14 protein-coding genes are annotated in these 15,886 nt (G+C 66.7%); 13 read left to right on the top strand and 1 reads right to left on the bottom strand.

Annotation, left to right across the window (positions count from 1 at the left end):
* The first annotated feature begins 1 nt into the window (after position 1).
* From FMM06_RS14955 to FMM06_RS14935, 5 genes are all read left to right on the top strand, one after another.
* Positions 2 to 676 carry a PIG-L deacetylase family protein gene (locus tag FMM06_RS14955; RefSeq protein ID WP_185965212.1) on the top strand — a complete coding sequence of 225 codons (675 nt, stop codon included), beginning with the start codon at positions 2 to 4 and terminating at the stop codon, positions 674 to 676.
* A 124-nt stretch (positions 677 to 800) separates the two neighbouring features.
* A complete protein-coding gene (locus FMM06_RS14950; protein WP_144335126.1) occupies positions 801 to 1,130 on the top strand; it encodes a hypothetical protein in 330 nt (109 codons plus the stop codon).
* 60 nt (positions 1,131 to 1,190) lie between these two features.
* Positions 1,191 to 2,405 carry a TolC family protein gene (locus tag FMM06_RS14945; RefSeq protein WP_328591567.1) on the top strand — a complete coding sequence of 405 codons (1,215 nt, stop codon included), beginning with the start codon at positions 1,191 to 1,193 and terminating at the stop codon, positions 2,403 to 2,405.
* A 1-nt stretch (position 2,406) separates the two neighbouring features.
* Entirely contained in the window at positions 2,407 to 3,618 is a 1,212-nt protein-coding gene (locus FMM06_RS14940) for an efflux RND transporter periplasmic adaptor subunit (RefSeq protein ID WP_144335124.1), read from the top strand.
* The gene (locus FMM06_RS14935; RefSeq protein WP_144335123.1) at positions 3,615 to 6,884 is read left to right on the top strand and encodes an efflux RND transporter permease subunit; all 3,270 of its coding nucleotides are present in this window, start codon (positions 3,615 to 3,617) and stop codon (positions 6,882 to 6,884) included. Before FMM06_RS14940 ends, FMM06_RS14935 begins: the two co-directional genes overlap by 4 nt.
* 197 nt (positions 6,885 to 7,081) lie before the next feature.
* Here the strand turns inward: FMM06_RS14935 and FMM06_RS14930 are convergent, their stop codons facing one another.
* On the bottom strand, positions 7,082 to 7,945 hold the full coding sequence (locus FMM06_RS14930) for an NmrA family NAD(P)-binding protein (protein WP_144335122.1): 864 nt from the start codon (positions 7,943 to 7,945) through the stop codon (positions 7,082 to 7,084).
* Positions 7,946 to 8,292: 347 nt separating this feature from the next.
* Here FMM06_RS14930 and FMM06_RS14925 point away from each other — a divergent pair, with 347 nt between their 5' ends.
* From FMM06_RS14925 to FMM06_RS14890, 8 genes are all read left to right on the top strand, one after another.
* Positions 8,293 to 8,589: a DUF6894 family protein gene (locus tag FMM06_RS14925; RefSeq protein WP_144335121.1), complete on the top strand. Its 297-nt coding sequence runs from the start codon at positions 8,293 to 8,295 to the stop codon at positions 8,587 to 8,589.
* 178 nt (positions 8,590 to 8,767) lie between these two features.
* Positions 8,768 to 10,009 carry a hypothetical protein gene (locus FMM06_RS14920; protein ID WP_144335120.1) on the top strand — a complete coding sequence of 414 codons (1,242 nt, stop codon included), beginning with the start codon at positions 8,768 to 8,770 and terminating at the stop codon, positions 10,007 to 10,009.
* Between the two features lie 547 nt (positions 10,010 to 10,556).
* Entirely contained in the window at positions 10,557 to 11,453 is an 897-nt protein-coding gene (locus FMM06_RS14915; protein WP_144335119.1) for a LysR family transcriptional regulator, read from the top strand.
* Between the two features lie 166 nt (positions 11,454 to 11,619).
* A complete protein-coding gene (locus FMM06_RS14910) occupies positions 11,620 to 12,372 on the top strand; it encodes an SDR family NAD(P)-dependent oxidoreductase (RefSeq protein ID WP_235889334.1) in 753 nt (250 codons plus the stop codon).
* Positions 12,373 to 12,432: 60 nt separating this feature from the next.
* Positions 12,433 to 13,047 (top strand): nitroreductase family protein, encoded by a 615-nt coding sequence (locus FMM06_RS14905; RefSeq protein ID WP_144335118.1) that lies wholly within the window; start codon positions 12,433 to 12,435, stop codon positions 13,045 to 13,047.
* 228 nt (positions 13,048 to 13,275) lie between these two features.
* Positions 13,276 to 13,890: a TetR/AcrR family transcriptional regulator gene (locus FMM06_RS14900; protein WP_144335117.1), complete on the top strand. Its 615-nt coding sequence runs from the start codon at positions 13,276 to 13,278 to the stop codon at positions 13,888 to 13,890.
* Positions 13,891 to 14,196: 306 nt separating this feature from the next.
* Complete coding sequence (locus FMM06_RS14895; protein WP_144335116.1) at positions 14,197 to 14,574, top strand: hypothetical protein; 378 nt, start codon at positions 14,197 to 14,199, stop codon at positions 14,572 to 14,574.
* Positions 14,571 to 15,839, top strand: a complete 1,269-nt coding sequence (locus FMM06_RS14890) for an efflux RND transporter periplasmic adaptor subunit (protein ID WP_144335115.1) — start codon at positions 14,571 to 14,573, stop codon at positions 15,837 to 15,839. The genes FMM06_RS14895 and FMM06_RS14890 overlap by 4 nt, the downstream gene beginning before the upstream one ends.
* The last annotated feature ends 47 nt before the right edge of the window (positions 15,840 to 15,886 follow it).

Genomic DNA, 15,886 nt, shown 5'->3' with positions numbered 1-15,886 from the left:
CGTGTCGAACCCCTGCCGCGCTGCCTCGTTCCGGTCGATCGATGTCGAGGCCATCCTGCGCTGCGCCGCCGGTCGTCGCCTTGTCGTCATCGCTCCGCATCCCGACGACGAGACGCTTGGGTGCGGCCGCCTTATCGCGCATGCCATGCGACGCGGTACGGAGGTCGCGGTGATCGTGTTGACCGACGGGGACGCGTCGCACCCGAGATCCAAACGCTGGCCGCCAGCTGCGCTTGGTCGTCTTCGGATCGCAGAGCTCAAGCGGTCCATGGCGCGGCTCGGAGCGAGTAATGCGCCGCTGCGCCGTCTGGGCTGGAGCGATAGCCAGGTTCTGGAGCACGGGAAGGCGATCCAGTTAAGCCGTCATCTGGTCGCGCTGAAGGCCGGCGTCGTGCTCGTCACCTCGGACGCAGATCACCACCCCGATCACAAGGCGGCGTTTACTCTCGCCAGTTTGGCAACATGCCGGCTTGGCCTGCCGCTGATCCGTTATGCAGTCTGGTCGCGCGCCGATCGCGCTGTGCGAGTCGCCGGTCGCTACCGTGCTGTAAAGCGGTGGGCGATTGCGGCGCACCGCAGCCAGGTCGGCGGATACATCGCCGACGACCCTGCCGGCTTTCGCCTGTCGTCGACGGCAATGGCGAACCTCGTCGGCGGTCGCGAGCAATTTCGGTGAGCAATGCACGTGTCGGGCGGCGCGAGCGGGGCCACGTGGATGAGACCGTCGACGCAGGTACGAGCTAACGGTAACGGTAGTCGGGCGCATTGGTGACTCGGGCATGCGGTGCTATGCTGCCATCGTGCGCCGGACCCTTGCCCTGCTGACGATTATCGTCGCGCTGTTTGCCGGTCTTGGCGTGCCGGCGATGGCAGGCGCGTTCGATGCCGCGCACGGCTGTGCCGTCACCGCCGCCGACGAGCATTGCGATGCGGCCGGATTGGATGGTGCCGACCGCCAGCCTATCGACGCGCCGGGCTCGCATCACCATCATTGCGCCCACGCGCTCCAGTCGCGCACGGGGACCGTCGTACGTGATATGATGGTTGTCGCGCAGCGCTTGCCTCTGTCTCGCAGCGCAAGCCTCTCTTCGCGCTCGCAGGCCCCACCGACGCAGCCGCCGACAGCCTGACCCGCCTCTCGCCGGTGCGTGACCTGTCACGTGCCGTCTCTGCGGATCAGGAGACATTCAATGATATTCGTAATGCGACGGGCGTCGATCGCCCTCGCTACTCTCGCGTGGAGCGGTGTTGCATCGGCCGCGCCCGTTACGCTGATAGACGCGCTTACACGTGCCGATGCCTCGCCTCGACTGGCTGCAGCTCGAGAACAGCTCGAGGCCGCCACGGCGCGGGCGCGTCAGGCACGCGTGTCGGTCAATCCCGAGGTTGGGCTGACCTTCGAAAATCTTGGCGGCACCGGTCCCTACCGGGACTTTCGGTCGACCGAGACGACCTTAGAGGTCAGCCAGCGACTTGAAATGGGCGGCAAGCGCAGTGCGCGGGTGCGCGTTGCACGCGGCGAAGTCGAAGTTGCGCGGCTCGGCCTGGTGCGGACCCGCGCCGACATCGCCCGCGATGTTCGGGACGCGCACGCGGCGCTGGCAGCGGCAGAGGCGCGGCTGACACTTGCCGACGACGTTATCCGCAGCGCCCGCGAACTGGTTCGCACGATGGGCTTGCTCGTAGACACGGGCAAGGAGCCGCCGCTGCGCAAGCTTCGTGCCGATGCGCTGCTGTCCGATGCGACCGCGACACGCGCGGCGGCTGAAGGTGAATTGAGCACGGCCCAACGGGCACTGGCGGCACTGTCCGGGGTCGACAGCGAGGGACTGTATGCGGTGCAGAGCCAGGACGAGCGCCCGCCGCTGGCGCCGATCGATTCTCCCGGTATCGGAGAGCGGATAGCGGCGGCCGAACGCGACGCGGCGCGCGCGCGGATCGACCTTGCGCGCAGCGACGGCGTTCCCGATCCTGTGCTCGGTGGCGGGTTCCGGCGCTTCTCGGAAACGCGCAACACGGCCTTCGTCGCCCGCGTGTCGATCCCGCTGCCGATCCGCAATCGCAACACCGACACCATCGCCGCTGTTCGGTCGGACAGCCTGGTGGCGGACGCCAATCTCGCCCAGGTTCGGATCGACGCGATGCGCGCCCGGCGTGACGCGGCGGCGCGGCTGGCAGCCGCAGACGGTCGGCTGGCAGCGCTGGGTGGCGCTGGACAGGTACAGGCGGAGGAGGCGCTGCGCATTGCCCGGCGTGGCTATCAGGCGGGCAAGTTCACGCTGATCGAGCTGATCGACGCGCAGACGGCCTACAACACGACACGCGGCGCCCTGATCGACGCACGGCTCGACCGGGCCCGCGCGCTCGCCGCGCTATTCCGCGCCGACGCCCGCGAGGAGAACTGAGATGGTCGAGATGACCGCAATCCCGCGCTGGCTCATCCTGGGCGGTGCGGCGGCGCTGGCGCTCGCGACGGGCGCTGGAGGCTATTGGCTCGGCCAATTGAGGCCTGTCGCCGAGCCTGCCCAGGCCGAGGCTAAAGCCGCGTCCGATAAGGCCGAACCAAGGCACAACGATGCGCCTGCCGAACTCGTCCTCGACGCCGCGCAGATCCGCGCTTCGGGCATCGAGGTCGAGGCGGTCAGCGACGTCATGTTCGCCGGCGAGGTCACCGCCAGCGGACGCATCGTTCCCGCCGCCAACGCCGAAGCCCAGACGACGGCGCGGGTGGCGGGGACCGTCGTGCGCCTCGTGGCGAAGCTGGGCGACCGCGTTCGCGTCGGCACTCCGCTCGCGGTCATCGACAGCCGTGAGGTCGCCGAGGCGCGGGCTGCCCATGCGCGTGCGGCACGTTCGGAGACCCTCGCCGACGCGACCTTTGCACGTGAGGCGACCCTGTATCGCAAGCGCGTGACGGCGCAGGCCGAGTATCAGCAAGCGGCGGCGGCGCGCGATGCTGCGCGCGTCGACACGCGCCTCGCTGCCGAAAACCTGCGCGCCCTCGGCGTGTCCGCAGGCAGCAGCGGCAGCCGCACCTTCACGCTGACCGCGCCGATCGCCGGCGCGGTGGTGGCCGTCGATACGCGCGCCGGCGAGACGGTCGATGCCGCCAAGGCACTGTTCCGCATCGCCGATCAGCGCATCGTCTGGGCCGAACTGCTCGTGCCGGCGCGCGAACTCGGGCGAGTGGCCGTCGGCGGCCGCGCCACGCTCGAGGCGCAGGGCGAGGGCCATAGCCACACGGGCAGGATCAAGTCGCTGAGCCCGACGATCGACCCGGCGACGGGTGCTGCGACCGCGATCGTCGAGATCGGCAACACCAACGGCGAACTGGCGGTCGGCAAGCTGGTCACTGCGCGAATCGCGTCGCGGAGCGGCTCGGCGACACGGGGCGCGCTGAGCGTGCCGCGCGACGCGGTGCAGGAGGTTGACGGCAAGTCGCTGGTCTTCGTGCGGACCCAAAGGGGCTTCACGCCGCGCGAGGTGACGCGGGGACCGGGCACCGGCGCACGCACCGCCGTGCTGTCGGGGCTCAAGCCCGGCGAGCGCATCGCCGTCGCAAACGCCTTCATCCTGCGTGCCGAGCTCGGCAAGGGCGAAGCGGAGCACGACCATTGATCGACCGCCTCCTCGCTTTCGCCGTCGCGCGCCGCTGGCACATCGTCGTGCTCGCGGTCGTTGCCGCCGGTTACGGTGCGTCGATGCTGACGCAGCTGCCGGTCGACGCCGTGCCCGACATCACCAATCGCCAGGTCCAGATCAACATCGCCGACCCGGCGCTGGGGCCGGTCGAGATGGAGAAGCAGGTCGCTTTTCCGATCGAGACCGCGCTGTCGGGCATCCCCGGCCTTGAGACCACGCGCTCGCTGTCGCGCAACGGCTATGCCCAGGTCACGGCGGTGTTCGAGGACCGCGTCGACATCTACTTCGCCCGCCAGCAGGTCGCCGAGCGGCTGGCGCAGGCGCGCGACGCGCTGCCCGCCAGCGTCGAGCCGGTGATCGGGCCGATCACCACGGGCCTCGGCGAGATCGTGATGTTCACGGTCGAGTTCGAACATCCGGGCGGCCGGGGCGCGCCGCGTATGGCGGGGCGGCAGGGCTGGCAGGCCGGGGGTTTCTACCTGACGCCCGAGGGCGAGAAGCTGGCCGACGAGGCGGCGCGCGTGACCTATTTGCGCACAGTCCTCGACTGGATCGTCCGGCCCCAGCTGCGGCAGGTGACCGGCCTCGCCGGCGTCGATGCGATCGGCGGTTACGTGAAGCAGTACGCGGTGACGCCCGATCCGGCGCGTCTGGCCGCGCTCGGCCTGTCGATGACCGATCTCGTCGAGGCGCTGCAGAACGCGAACCTCGGCTTCGGTGCCGGCACCGTCGATCGCGGCGGCGAAGGTCTGGCGGTTCGCGCCGACGCAAGGATCGCCGAAGGCTCGGCTATCGGCGAGACCGTGATTGCCAGCCGCGGCGGCGCTCCGCTTCGCGTTGCCGACGTCGCCACTGTCAGCCTGGGCCGCGAGGTCCGCACCGGTTCGGCGACCGAGAACGGACGCGAGGTCGTCATCGGAACTGCGTTGATGCTGGCCGGCGCGAACAGCCGCACCGTCGCGCAGGCGACCGTCGCGAAGCTCGACGAGATCGGTCGCGCGCTGCCGCCCGGGGTCAAGATCCGCGTTACCCTCGACCGGTCGAAGCTTGTCGACGCGACGATCGACACCGTGACCAAGAGCCTCGCCGAGGGCGCGCTCCTCGTCGTCGTGGTACTGTTCCTGCTGCTCGGCAACATCCGCGCTGCCGTCATCACCGCACTCGTCATCCCGTTCTCGATGTTGCTCGCGACGATCGGCATGGTCGAGACGGGGACGTCGGCTAACCTGATGTCGCTGGGCGCGCTCGACTTCGGGCTGATCGTCGACGGGGCGGTGATCATCGTCGAGAACTGCCTGCGCCGCCTGGCCGAGCGCCAGCATGGCCGCGACGGGGCGCTACCGCTCGCCGAACGGCTCAAGGTCGTCCGCGACGCGACGCGCGAGATGGTGCGGCCTGCGCTGTTCGGGCAGGGCATCATCATCCTCGTCTATCTGCCGCTGTTCGCGTTCCAGGGGGTCGAGGGCAAGATGTTCGCGCCGATGGCGACGACGGTCGTGCTCGCCCTCGTTGCGGCATTCGTCCTGTCGCTGACGCTGGTCCCGGCGATGGTCGCTATCCTCATGACCAGGCCCGTGGCGGAAAAGGAGAGCGCGGTCATGGCCGGCGCGTCGCGCCTGTACGCCCCCGCGCTCGATCGTGCGCTGGCAATGCCGTGGCTCTTCATCGGCGGCGCGGCGGCGGCGTTCGGGGTCGCGCTTGCGCTGTTCACGACGCTGGGCCGCGAATTCATCCCGACGCTCGACGAAGGCGACATCGCGGTACAGGCGGTGCGGATCCCGTCGATCTCGCTCGACCAGTCGACGGCGATGCAGGCGCAGGTCGAGCGCGCGCTGATGGCGGCACCCGAGGTCGCGCTGGTGTTCGCCAAGACGGGTACCGCCGAGGTGACCAGCGACCCGATGCCGTCGAACGTGACCGACGGGTTCGTGATCCTGAAGCCACGCAGCGCATGGCCCGACCCCGGCTTGCCGAAGTCCGAGCTCGTCGAGGGTCTGGAGGCGCGGCTGGCGCGCGTACCCGGTAACAACTTCGAGTTCAGCCAGCCGATCCAGCTGCGCTTCAACGAGCTAATTGCCGGCGTTCGATCCGACGTTGCGGTACGTGTCTACGGCGACGACTTCGCGTCGATGCTGCCCGTCGCCGAACGCGTCGCGGCGAGCCTGCGTGCCACCCCCGGCAGTGCAGACGTGCGCGTCGAACAGGTCGAGGGCGTGCCCGCACTCAGCGTCGAGTTCGACCGGGCCGCAATCGCCGCTGCCGGCCTCACGGTGCGCGAAGTCGCCGACGCCGTGCAGGTCGCGCTCGGCGGACGCGCCGCCGGCCAGATCTTCGAAGGGGATCGGCGGTTCGACATCGTCGTGCGAATGCCCGACACGCTGCGCCGCGACCTCGATGCGCTCGGTGCACTGCCCGTGAAGCTGCACACCAGCGAGGGCGATGACCGCGTCATGCTGCTTCGTCAGCTGGTGCGGTTCGTCGTCCGCAATGCCCCAAACCAGGTCAGCCGCGACAAGGGCAAGAGGCGCATCGTCGTGCAAGCCAATGTACGCGGTCGCGATCTCGGCGGGTTCGTTGCTGATGCAAGAGACCGGGTGACGCGGGATGTGCAGGTGCCGGCAGGCTCTTGGCTTGAATGGGGCGGTGCGTTCGAGAACCTGCAGCGCGCGCAGGCGCGACTGACACTCGTCGTGCCCGCCGTGTTCGCCGCAATCTTCGGGTTGTTGTTTCTCGCGCTCGGCTCGTGGCGGCGCGCGGCGATGGTGTTTTCGGCGGTGCCGCTCGCGCTGACCGGCGGCGTCGTGCTGCTCTGGCTGCGCGACATGCCGTTCTCGATCTCGGCGGCGGTCGGTTTCATCGCGCTGTCGGGCGTCGCGGTGCTCAATGGACTCGTGATGATGTCGAGCATCTTGCGATTGATCGAAGATGGTCGTCCGGTGTCTGATGCCATCCGCGAAGGCGCCCTTGCACGGCTGCGCCCGGTCGTCACGACCGCACTGGTCGCCTCGCTTGGCTTTGTGCCGATGGCGCTGGCAACCGGTACAGGGGCAGAGGTTCAGCAGCCGATCGCAACCGTCGTAATTGGCGGGCTGATCTCCGCTACGACCTTGACGCTGCTCGTGCTTCCGGCACTTGCCCGCCTCGTGCTCGAGGCCGAGCGTCGCGTCGAGTGCAACCATCCTGCAACTGCCATCCCGACGTCGGGCTCGCTCGGGGCTCAGGCAATTGAGGCATCGCACTGACGGCACGCGACCGCGCCGGTTACGGTCACGGCATCGACGGCCCATCATCGCTAACAAGCATTAATGAGCGTTCGATTTTGGGAGCGTGTCGACGGACATTGAGTGGCCGGGATCGGGTCGTTCCTGCCGCAACCTGACGGCCGAGGAGCCTGAATTCTCGCGTCTGAGCCTACCGGGATCGACCCGCTCAGCGGGAGCTACGCCTTCGAGGCCACTGCTGCGGCAATGAAGGTATGGAGATCGGTTGCGCCGAGGCTAGGTGACGCAGGCTTATCGAAGCCGCTGTCCAGGCTGACCGCCGTCATTCGCGCGTAAGCGCTCGCAGCTTCAGGCGAAAAGCCAGCGCCTTCGAAGGCAGCTTCCCATGTCGTGCGTGGTGCAACGTCCACACGAACCTCTCTGCCGAGCGTCATCGCAAAAGCGTTGGCGACGTCTTGCGGCGTGTAGCGCTTAGGACCTTCAAAATATCGAATGCCGGTGTCGCCGACTGACCCTAGCAACCGCGTTGCCGCTGCTTTCCCCAAGTCTGCTGGAGCAACCATCGGCATCTGGGTGTCGACAGGAAACATGCTTGGCAGGGTGCCAGTCTCACGGACAGTTTCGGTAAAGCTGAGCCAGTTGGTCATGTAGTAGGCGCCACGGTTGATTGCCGCGGGGATCGGCTGCGATTGCAACCCTTTCTCCACCTCCCACAGCGTAGACAGGTCGCCGATCGCCTCGCCTGGTTGCGCGCCGTAGGTCGATGCAGCCACGACCTTCTCCAGGTCCGAACCCGCCAATGCCGCAAGGATGTTCGCGATGCTGCGCCTTTCGGTAGCGTCCGTGTTGCCACTCGGGTCGGCTGGTGGATAGAGTAGGAATGCGCGCCTACCTCTCCGGAACGCCTCCCGGAGAGATGCGATATCGTTCACGTCGGCCCTAGCGACGATCGCACCCTTTTTGGTCCACGCGTCTGCATCTTCAGGGTGACGCGTAAGGATCGTCACCTCCTCGTTATGGGCGAGAAGCTCGTCGGCCACTGCCGCCCCGACGTTTCCCGTCGCACCCATTACGATGAACATATCGCCGCTCCTTCATCCGCGCCAATCGCCCGTTACGCAGGCTCTACGCCACAAGCCCAATGCGTGAAGCCGCAACTCCCCCATGAGCGTCCGGTATCGGATGAAGGGACGATTGCCGGCAGCGCATTCGAAGCGCACACCTGTCTCGGTCGCCCGTGTGAAGCAGGCACCTCCATCCACGAGCGCGCCTTGCACGGCCTCGCAAAACGCCGTGCCGTTCAGCTATCACAAATGGTTGCGGCCGATACGGATGATATACATCAATCGCCTGCGAAGCGCATTAGGTAGGTAGCTGTCGTACGCCGTCAGCAGTTATGGCAGCGATCTGACCTGGTATCGGGAAAACTATGAAGTGTTTTTTCAACCTCGCGGGGGCAATTTATAATCCCGATGTTGAGGGCGTCGAGATTGCAACGATAAACGAAGCTCGCCTGGAAGCCGCACGGTTTCTAAGCGGCGTGATCAGCGACCACCCCGATGCAGTATGGGCTGGCGACGAGGTTCGGGTCGAAGTTACCGATGCGAACCAGCTGGTGCTGTTTACGATCGTCGCATTCGGCATCGACGCTGCAGCCGTCGCGGGGCAGCCCGCATCGTTCAGGTCGAGCGCGGAGACTTTCAGTAGAAAGAAGCGCCGCGCCTAAGTCTGCCCTTTAACAGCAATCGTTGCCGTTGGAGGCAAACGTCCCAGAACTCGCGGTAATTGCTGCAACTCTCGTTGCACCGTCGTGCAGGCGGATGCGCCTCGCGGCGCCCGACGCTGCCACTGCGTTGCGTGTCGAGCTCTGGCTATAGGCCCCCAAGCCAACAGGGAGCTTATCGATGCCTCGTTTCTTGCCTGCCCTCACCATCCAAATTACGTCCGATACACGGTCGGACATTCGTGGACCCGGCGCCGCCCGCCGCCCTGCCGTCGGTCACGGCAGGCGTATCGGACGGACCCTGCCGGCTGTAATGATTGCGGCGGCAACTCTGGTTGCCGCGCCGGGGTCCGCCGACCCGATCAGCGCCGCCCGCAACGCTCAGCTCACGGTTCCTCGCGAACTGATGGCCCCGACACGGGCCGACCTCGCGCGGCCTCTGGTGCTGAAGACCACCAAGGCGACGGTCAAGGCGGGAATCCTCGACTGCGAGCAGACGCTGTTCCGGGGCAGGGTTCTGGGTGAGCAGTGCATGACGCGCAACATGCCGCTCATCGAGCAGACCGATCCTCGGATCGACGCAGCGTTGGCGCCATGGGCCGGCGTGGGTTGCTACGACACCTCGCTGCTCACGATCATGCTGACCCAGCTGAACAACCGCAACGCCGGCATAAAGCCGGTCGGCCGCACGTCGATGCTGATGTCGATCCCGGCGGAAGGTGGTGCGCCGAAGGAAGTCCGCCAGCTGAACTATTACTACAAGCTGGTCCGCGCATCGCAGCTGCAGGACAAGCTGGTCGCCGAAGGCAAGCTGTCGCAACGTACGGCCTACGGCCTCGGGCCTGCCGAGCTGATCGCCGATACCGGTGCTGGACAGGTCATGGAGGGGCTCGCCGGGCCCAATTGCAACCCCTACCTGCCCAACAGCTGCGCGACGGCCACGAACATCTTCACGGGCGCTTCTTTCTTCCAGTGGGCCGATACCGTCACCGACCAGACGACGTTCGGCAATGCCGATATCGAGAAGCGTCTGCGCAACGGTCAGAGCCTGGTGCTCGCCTTCATACGCTATAAGCCAGTGGTCACCGTGCAGGGCGGTGTGAAGACGGTGAGCTTCAAGCTGGAAGGCTACCACAAGGTTGTGCCGTCGGGGTTCGGGGCGGGCGCCTATCGGTTGATCCTTAACGATGTCGGCTACACTGGTGTGAAGCGTCAGGAGTGCGGATTTGGCGAGGGCTGCGTCCGGTTCCGCGTCAACATGCGTCGTGACCTGGCGGCAAAGCTGAAGGAACTCGGTATCGTCGCCGACAAATATGTCTGGCCCGCGGGCGTGGCGCAGATCATCGTCGACTATGAGGACGACAAGAGCGGTAACCTCAACTTCCTGCAGCACGTCGACGGGCTTAAACTCAGTCCTGCTTGACGGCGTGCCGGGTCTCACAGCGGCACCGCAAGTGTGAATCATAGGATGTCAGGCTTGATGCTGACTCCGACGGATCCGCGTTAGGTCGACAAGCCCGGCCAGCAAAGTTGACGGCCGTTCCCGAAACGCTTCGTCCATGGCTTCGTCCGCCGCCGCCAAGCGTGGCGCTGTCGATCTGGACCGCGCGACTGAACGCGAGTGAAGGCGACTCGTCGATCATTCCCGCTCGTAGCGTGTGGCAGGGCGCTTCCGCCAAAATCGTCGTGCACGTGCGTCGTGATACAGGCGTGCGTGCACGACGCACTTCCGCAGCTTGATCGATGCAATCACGCGCAGCTGCGCTCGAGTCAGCTGACCAAAAGGGGCGGTGCGGCACGGTCGGGTGTCGGGGCAGAGCGCTCGATCACCGTACCGTGGCCTCTCGTGAACACGCGTCGCGAGGATCGTCAGTGGGTAGAGGATGAAACTACCCAGTGTCGCATTAAAATGTACCTTGCCTTTGAGACGATCGCGACCGCTGCAAGATCGGTTCATAAGGGATTCGAGCATGGACCGGATCGACGCGCTGCGCTTGCTGCTCGACGTTTCGGAAGCCGGCAGCTTCTCGAGTGTCGCCCGGCAGCGTGCGATTGCCACGTCCACCGTCGCGCTCGCGGTAAGTCAGCTCGAACAGGAACTCGGCGTCAGGCTCATGGCGCGGTCAACGCGAAAGCTGGTTTTCACGCACGAGGGCGAACTCCTGCTGGCGGATGCGCGCCGCATCGTGTCCGATTGGGACACCGCTCTCAGCACTCTGCGCGACGACGGACCCCTTAGCGGACCGATCCGGATTACCGCCACAAACGACTTCGGCAGGTTCCGGCTGCGTCCGCTTCTCGATGCCTTCCAGGAACGCCAGCCGGGGGTCCACATTGCCCTTCTGCTGAGCGACAGCCCCGTGGACCTGATCGAGGAGCATATCGATCTCGCGATCCGGAGCGGGCCGCTGCCTGATTCGACGATGCGGGCACGGGTGTTGATCCGGGGGCCGCGCGTCGTCTGCGCGTCGCCGCGTTATTGGCGCCGGGCGGGTATGCCGGCGCACCCCAGCGAACTCGCAAACCACAATTGCATCGTGCTCGCTCGGCCGGGCGCGCCGCTGTCGACCTGGGCGTTTCGTGTCGACGGCAAGATCCTCAATATGAAGGTGCGCGGCGATAGGCAGGCAAGCGACGGCGACGTCCTCCGCGAATGGGGCGTGGCAGGGGCAGGGGTCATCTTCAAGAACCAATGGGATGTCCGGGAGGAACTCGCCGCTGGCACACTGACGACCGCTCTCGACGACTTCGTGCCGTGGCAGGTCGATCTGTTCGCGGTGCATGCCGCGGCGCCGACGAGCCGGCGGGTTGCAGCGCTGATCGAGTTTCTCGCGGATGCCCTGCGCGACGGTCCGGCCGAGCCCTGATTCCTACCGCGCACTCAATCTCCAGAAGGGCTCCCGACCGTTCGACATTTTCGAAAGATCAATTCGAAATGGCCGGGATTATCATTCATGCGCTGTCACGGCACATCGGGCGGGCAACGACCGAGGTGACAAGATGAACATCGACTTTAACGGCAAGCGCGTGCTCGTGACCGGCTCGACCGGCGGCATCGGCTTCGCCGCCGCGAAAGGCTTTCTGGCCGCTGGTGCGAGCGTCGTCGTCAATGGCCGAAGCGAGGAGAGCGTCGCGGCCGCCGTCGCGAGCCTTCGCGAGGTGGGGCCGACCGTCGAGGGGTTCGCCGGCGACCTGAGCATGGCCGAGGCCTGCGAGCGGCTCGTCGCGCGGCATCCGAACTTCGACGTGCTGATCAACAATCTCGGCATCTACGGGCCCCAGGACTTTTTCGAGACGCCGGATGAGGTCTGGGACCAATTCTTCCAGACCAACGTGATGTCGGGCGTTCGCCTCTCCCGCGCCTATGCGCCGGGGATGGCCGACAGGGGCTGGGGCCGGATCGTCTTCGTCTCCTCAGAATCGGCGATCAACATTCCGGCCGACATGATCCACTACGGCTTCACCAAGACCAGTCAGCTGGCGATCTCGCGCGGTCTGGCCAAGCGGCTCGCGGACACTGGAGTCACCGTCAACGCCGTGCTGCCGGGACCGACGCTGTCCGAAGGCGTCGCCAGCATGCTCAAGGCCGGCAACACGTCGGGCGACAGCGTCGAGAAGATCGCAGATGACTTCGTCGCCGCGCATCGGAGCTCGTCGATCATCCGGCGTGCCGCCACGGTCGAAGAGGTCGCCAACATGATCGTCTACATCAGCTCGAAGCAGGCCTCCGCGACGACCGGCGCCGCGCTGCGCGTCGATGGAGGCGTCGTCGACAGCATTGTGTGACCGTCGCCCCCTGAGGGGCGGGATCACCGAATACCAAAATCCCTGACAGGAGGAAATAAAATGGCCGATGTCATCGCCGCCATCGAGGAGCGCCGCACGACCGTCCTCTATGACGGTACGCGCGATGTCTCCGACGAACAGATCACCGAGCTCGTCCGCCTCGCGACGCGGGCGCCGACGGCCTTCAATCTGCAGAACTGGCGCTTCATCGCCGTTCACAGTCCGGACGCGAAGGCGCGGCTGCGTGCGGTCGCATGGGACCAGGCGAAGATCACCGAGGCGGCCGTCACCTTCATCATCGTCGGTCAGATGGCCGACGAGACGACGCTACCTGATCGGCTCGCGCCTGCCGTCCAGGCCGGCCTGATGCCCGCGGCAATGGTCGACGGGTGGGTGGCCGGCGCCGCCAGCCTTTACGCCGGTCAGCCCTGGCGGCAGCGCGACGAGGCCGTACGCTCGGCCTCTTTTGGTGCCGCGACGCTGTTCTACGCCGCACATGCGATGGGTCTGGGAAGCGGGCCGATGATCGGCTTCGATCCCGAAGGCGTCGCGCGTGAGTTCGGGCTGGGCGAAAACGAGGTGCCCGTCGTTCTCGTGGCCGTCGGCTACGGTACGCCGGAAAACTGGCCGCAGAAGCCGCGCCGTCCTGTCCAGGACGTTCTCAGCATCGTCTGATTAAAGAGCGGCTCGACGCCGCACGTGGTCGTCATGTCTTATTCAGGACACAGCGACGAGAACAAGCGCGTTATGGCGGCTGGCGTGGCGGCGGCGCTCCACGATCGACTGGTCAAATTTCCCGGGGATGGCTCCTTGGCCATGTGAGCCGGGCGTGGTGGCAGCTCCAGCGCGCAGGCTGTCTGGCTCACTGGACATTGTCCGGCGATCAATTATATACCGGGCGTTATGGAAAGTGCTGCAACCGCTGTGCCCAATAAGGGACGTCCGCGCGAATTCTGCGTGGATGCGGCACTCGCGGCTGCACTCGGTGTGTTCTGGTCGAAGGGGTACGAGGGCGCGTCGATGGCCGACCTGACCGCGGCGATGGGAATTACCAAGCCCAGCCTCTACGCGGCGTTCGGCAACAAGGAAGCATTGTTTCACAAGGCTCTCGATCTCTACGAGGCCGAGAAGCTCGACTATACGCGCGAGGCGCTGAAGCAGCCGACCGCCCGTGCCGTTGCCGAGTATTTCATGCGCGGCGCGGTCGATGCGCAGACCAGTTCCTCCGGACCCAAGGGCTGCATGGGCGTCATCAACTCGGTCGCGTGCGGGTCGGAGGCCGAGTCGATCAAGGCCGACGTCATCGCGCGCCGCTCGTCGTCGCAGGCGGCGCTTGTCGAGCGCTTCGAGCGAGCCAAGCGCGAGGGCGACCTGCCGGATCATGTCCAGGTGACCGATCTCACCGCCTATCTGTTCGCGCTGCTGCAGGGCATGGCGGTGCAGGCGGGATCGGGTGCGACGCGCGCCGATCTGGAACGCGTCGTCGACATGAGCCTGATGATGTGGCCGGGGCGATAGATTTTTTTCTACCGATCGGTATGGAAGGCATTGACGCGCCGCAACGAAGTTTATATACCGGTTAGTACAGAAGCAGCGGGTGCCGTCGCGGCCCCCGGATCGCCGGAGGCACTCGTCATGCGATACACCCACATCGAAAGGGTCCGGACCGGACGTTAGTCCGGCCACCCGTCAAATCACATCGTTGATCACGTTTCGCCACGTCCCTGGACGCGGTCGGTCTCGTGCGCCCGAATTCACCGCGGCCAGAGAATAGTCCTCCGGCCGTCCGACCGCTCACGCCTTGTCGCGACGAAGGAGGCCATCATGGCTTTTGTCGATTTTCACTCAGCCGGACCTGCCGTCGCTGCACGGCCCCCGGTCGCCCCGTCGCCGGAAGCGACGCTCAGCCCGCTCGAATGGTCGGTGGTCCGGCTCGCGCGCAATGACCGCATGTCGTCGCTGCGTGGCGGGGGCGGCGTGTCGAAGGCGCTCAACCTGCTGCTCGGCAAGCGCGCGAGCCCGGTGCTCGCCGACCCCAGACTCGAGGCGCTGCGCCGCACCGCGGTACTCAGCTGGCACCACGGCTACACCATCCCCACGGGTGACCTGCGCGCCTTTCAGGCGGCGGGCTTTTCGGCCGATCAGTACGAGCTGATGCAGACCGGTATCAGCGCGGCGCGCGCCCAGGGTGCACGCGCATGAACATGATGACGAAGATCGAACCCGGTGATTACGCCGCGGTCGCCCCCGACCCGACGAAGCCGCGCCGCTCGATGGTCGGGCGCGTCGCGCTGGTAGCCATTCCCGCGGCACTGCTTGCCACGGCAGCGATCGTCTATTCGAACGATGCGCCCGTCGTTGCCGCGCCGCCGCCGCCGATGGTGACCATCGCCCAGCCGTTGGTTCGCGAGATCAGCGAGTGGGACGAATATGTCGGCCGGTTCGAGGCGAGCAACTCGGTCGAGGTGCGTCCGCGCGTCTCGGGCGCCATCACCGGGGTGCATTTCACCGACGGTGCCGTCGTCCGCGCCGGGCAGCTGCTATTCACCATCGACCCGCGCCCGTTCGCCGCCGCGCTGGCAGAGGCGCGCGCAGGGCTGGCGAGCGCGCAGAGCGATGTCGCGCTGGCGCAGGCCAACCTCGACCGCGCCAACCGGCTCGTTGCCGACGATGCGGTTTCGAAGAGCGACATCGACCAGCTGACCGCCCGCGTCCGGGCTGCCCGCGCCGCCCTTGCAGCGAGCGAAGCGCGGGTGCGAGCGCGCCAGCTCGACATCGAATTCACCCGCGTCCGCGCGCCGATCGGCGGGCGAATTTCGGACCGCCGCATCGACGCCGGCAACCTCGTGGCTGCGGGCGATACGACCGGCACGCTGCTGACCACGATCAACGCGCTCGATCCCATCTACTTCGCCTTCGATGCGTCGGAGGCGTTGTTCCTCAAGACCAAGCGTGCGCAGCAATCGGGCGGGCGGCCGTCGCCGGTCGAGGTCAAGCTGCAGGACGAAACCGACTATCGCCGGTCGGGGCGTCTCGACTTCACCGACAACGGGCTCGACCCTCGGTCGGGAACGGTGCGGGGGCGCGCGGTGCTCGCCAATCCCGACCTGTTCCTGACGCCCGGCATGTTCGGCAACATGCGGCTGTCGAGCGGCGGCAGCACCCGCGCGCTGCTCGTCCCCGATGCCGCGATCCAGACCGACCAGGCCCGCAAGACCGTGCTGACCGTCGCTACCGACGGTTCGGTCAGCGCCAAGGCTGTCGAGCTCGGCCCGGTGCTGGACGGCCTGCGCGTCGTCCGGTCGGGCCTCGCGCCCGGCGACCGCGTCGTCATCAGCGGCACGCAGATGGCGATGCCGGGCACCAAGGTGCAGACCCGCGCCGGCCGGATCGCGCCGGCGGTGCAGCTCGCCGGGGCACCGCCCGGCAGCAATGCGACCAGCGGCGGAGCGACCTTCTCCCGCTGACGCCACCGCTACATCGCCGCCTGCCTTCGATCCTCCATCCGGGGAGC

The organism is Glacieibacterium frigidum, assembly GCF_007097155.1.
In the GTDB taxonomy this organism is placed as follows: Bacteria; Pseudomonadota; Alphaproteobacteria; order Sphingomonadales; family Sphingomonadaceae; genus Glacieibacterium; species Glacieibacterium frigidum.
Note: the sequence above shows the minus strand (reverse complement) of the source record. Positions and strands in the feature narration are given on the sequence as shown.

Excerpts from the sequence above, each read along its gene's own strand:
- FMM06_RS14945 (WP_328591567.1), top strand. The coding sequence starts at position 1,191 with ATGATATTCGTAATGCGACGGGCGTCGATCGCCCTCGCTACTCTCGCG.
- FMM06_RS14940 (WP_144335124.1), top strand. The coding sequence starts at position 2,407 with ATGGTCGAGATGACCGCAATCCCGCGCTGGCTCATCCTGGGCGGTGCG.
- FMM06_RS14930 (WP_144335122.1), bottom strand. The coding sequence starts at position 7,945 with ATGTTCATCGTAATGGGTGCGACGGGAAACGTCGGGGCGGCAGTGGCC.
- FMM06_RS14925 (WP_144335121.1), top strand. The coding sequence starts at position 8,293 with ATGAAGTGTTTTTTCAACCTCGCGGGGGCAATTTATAATCCCGATGTT.
- FMM06_RS14920 (WP_144335120.1), top strand. The coding sequence starts at position 8,768 with ATGCCTCGTTTCTTGCCTGCCCTCACCATCCAAATTACGTCCGATACA.
- FMM06_RS14915 (WP_144335119.1), top strand. The coding sequence starts at position 10,557 with ATGGACCGGATCGACGCGCTGCGCTTGCTGCTCGACGTTTCGGAAGCC.
- FMM06_RS14905 (WP_144335118.1), top strand. The coding sequence starts at position 12,433 with ATGGCCGATGTCATCGCCGCCATCGAGGAGCGCCGCACGACCGTCCTC.
- FMM06_RS14900 (WP_144335117.1), top strand. The coding sequence starts at position 13,276 with ATGGAAAGTGCTGCAACCGCTGTGCCCAATAAGGGACGTCCGCGCGAA.
- FMM06_RS14895 (WP_144335116.1), top strand. The coding sequence starts at position 14,197 with ATGGCTTTTGTCGATTTTCACTCAGCCGGACCTGCCGTCGCTGCACGG.
- FMM06_RS14890 (WP_144335115.1), top strand. The coding sequence starts at position 14,571 with ATGAACATGATGACGAAGATCGAACCCGGTGATTACGCCGCGGTCGCC.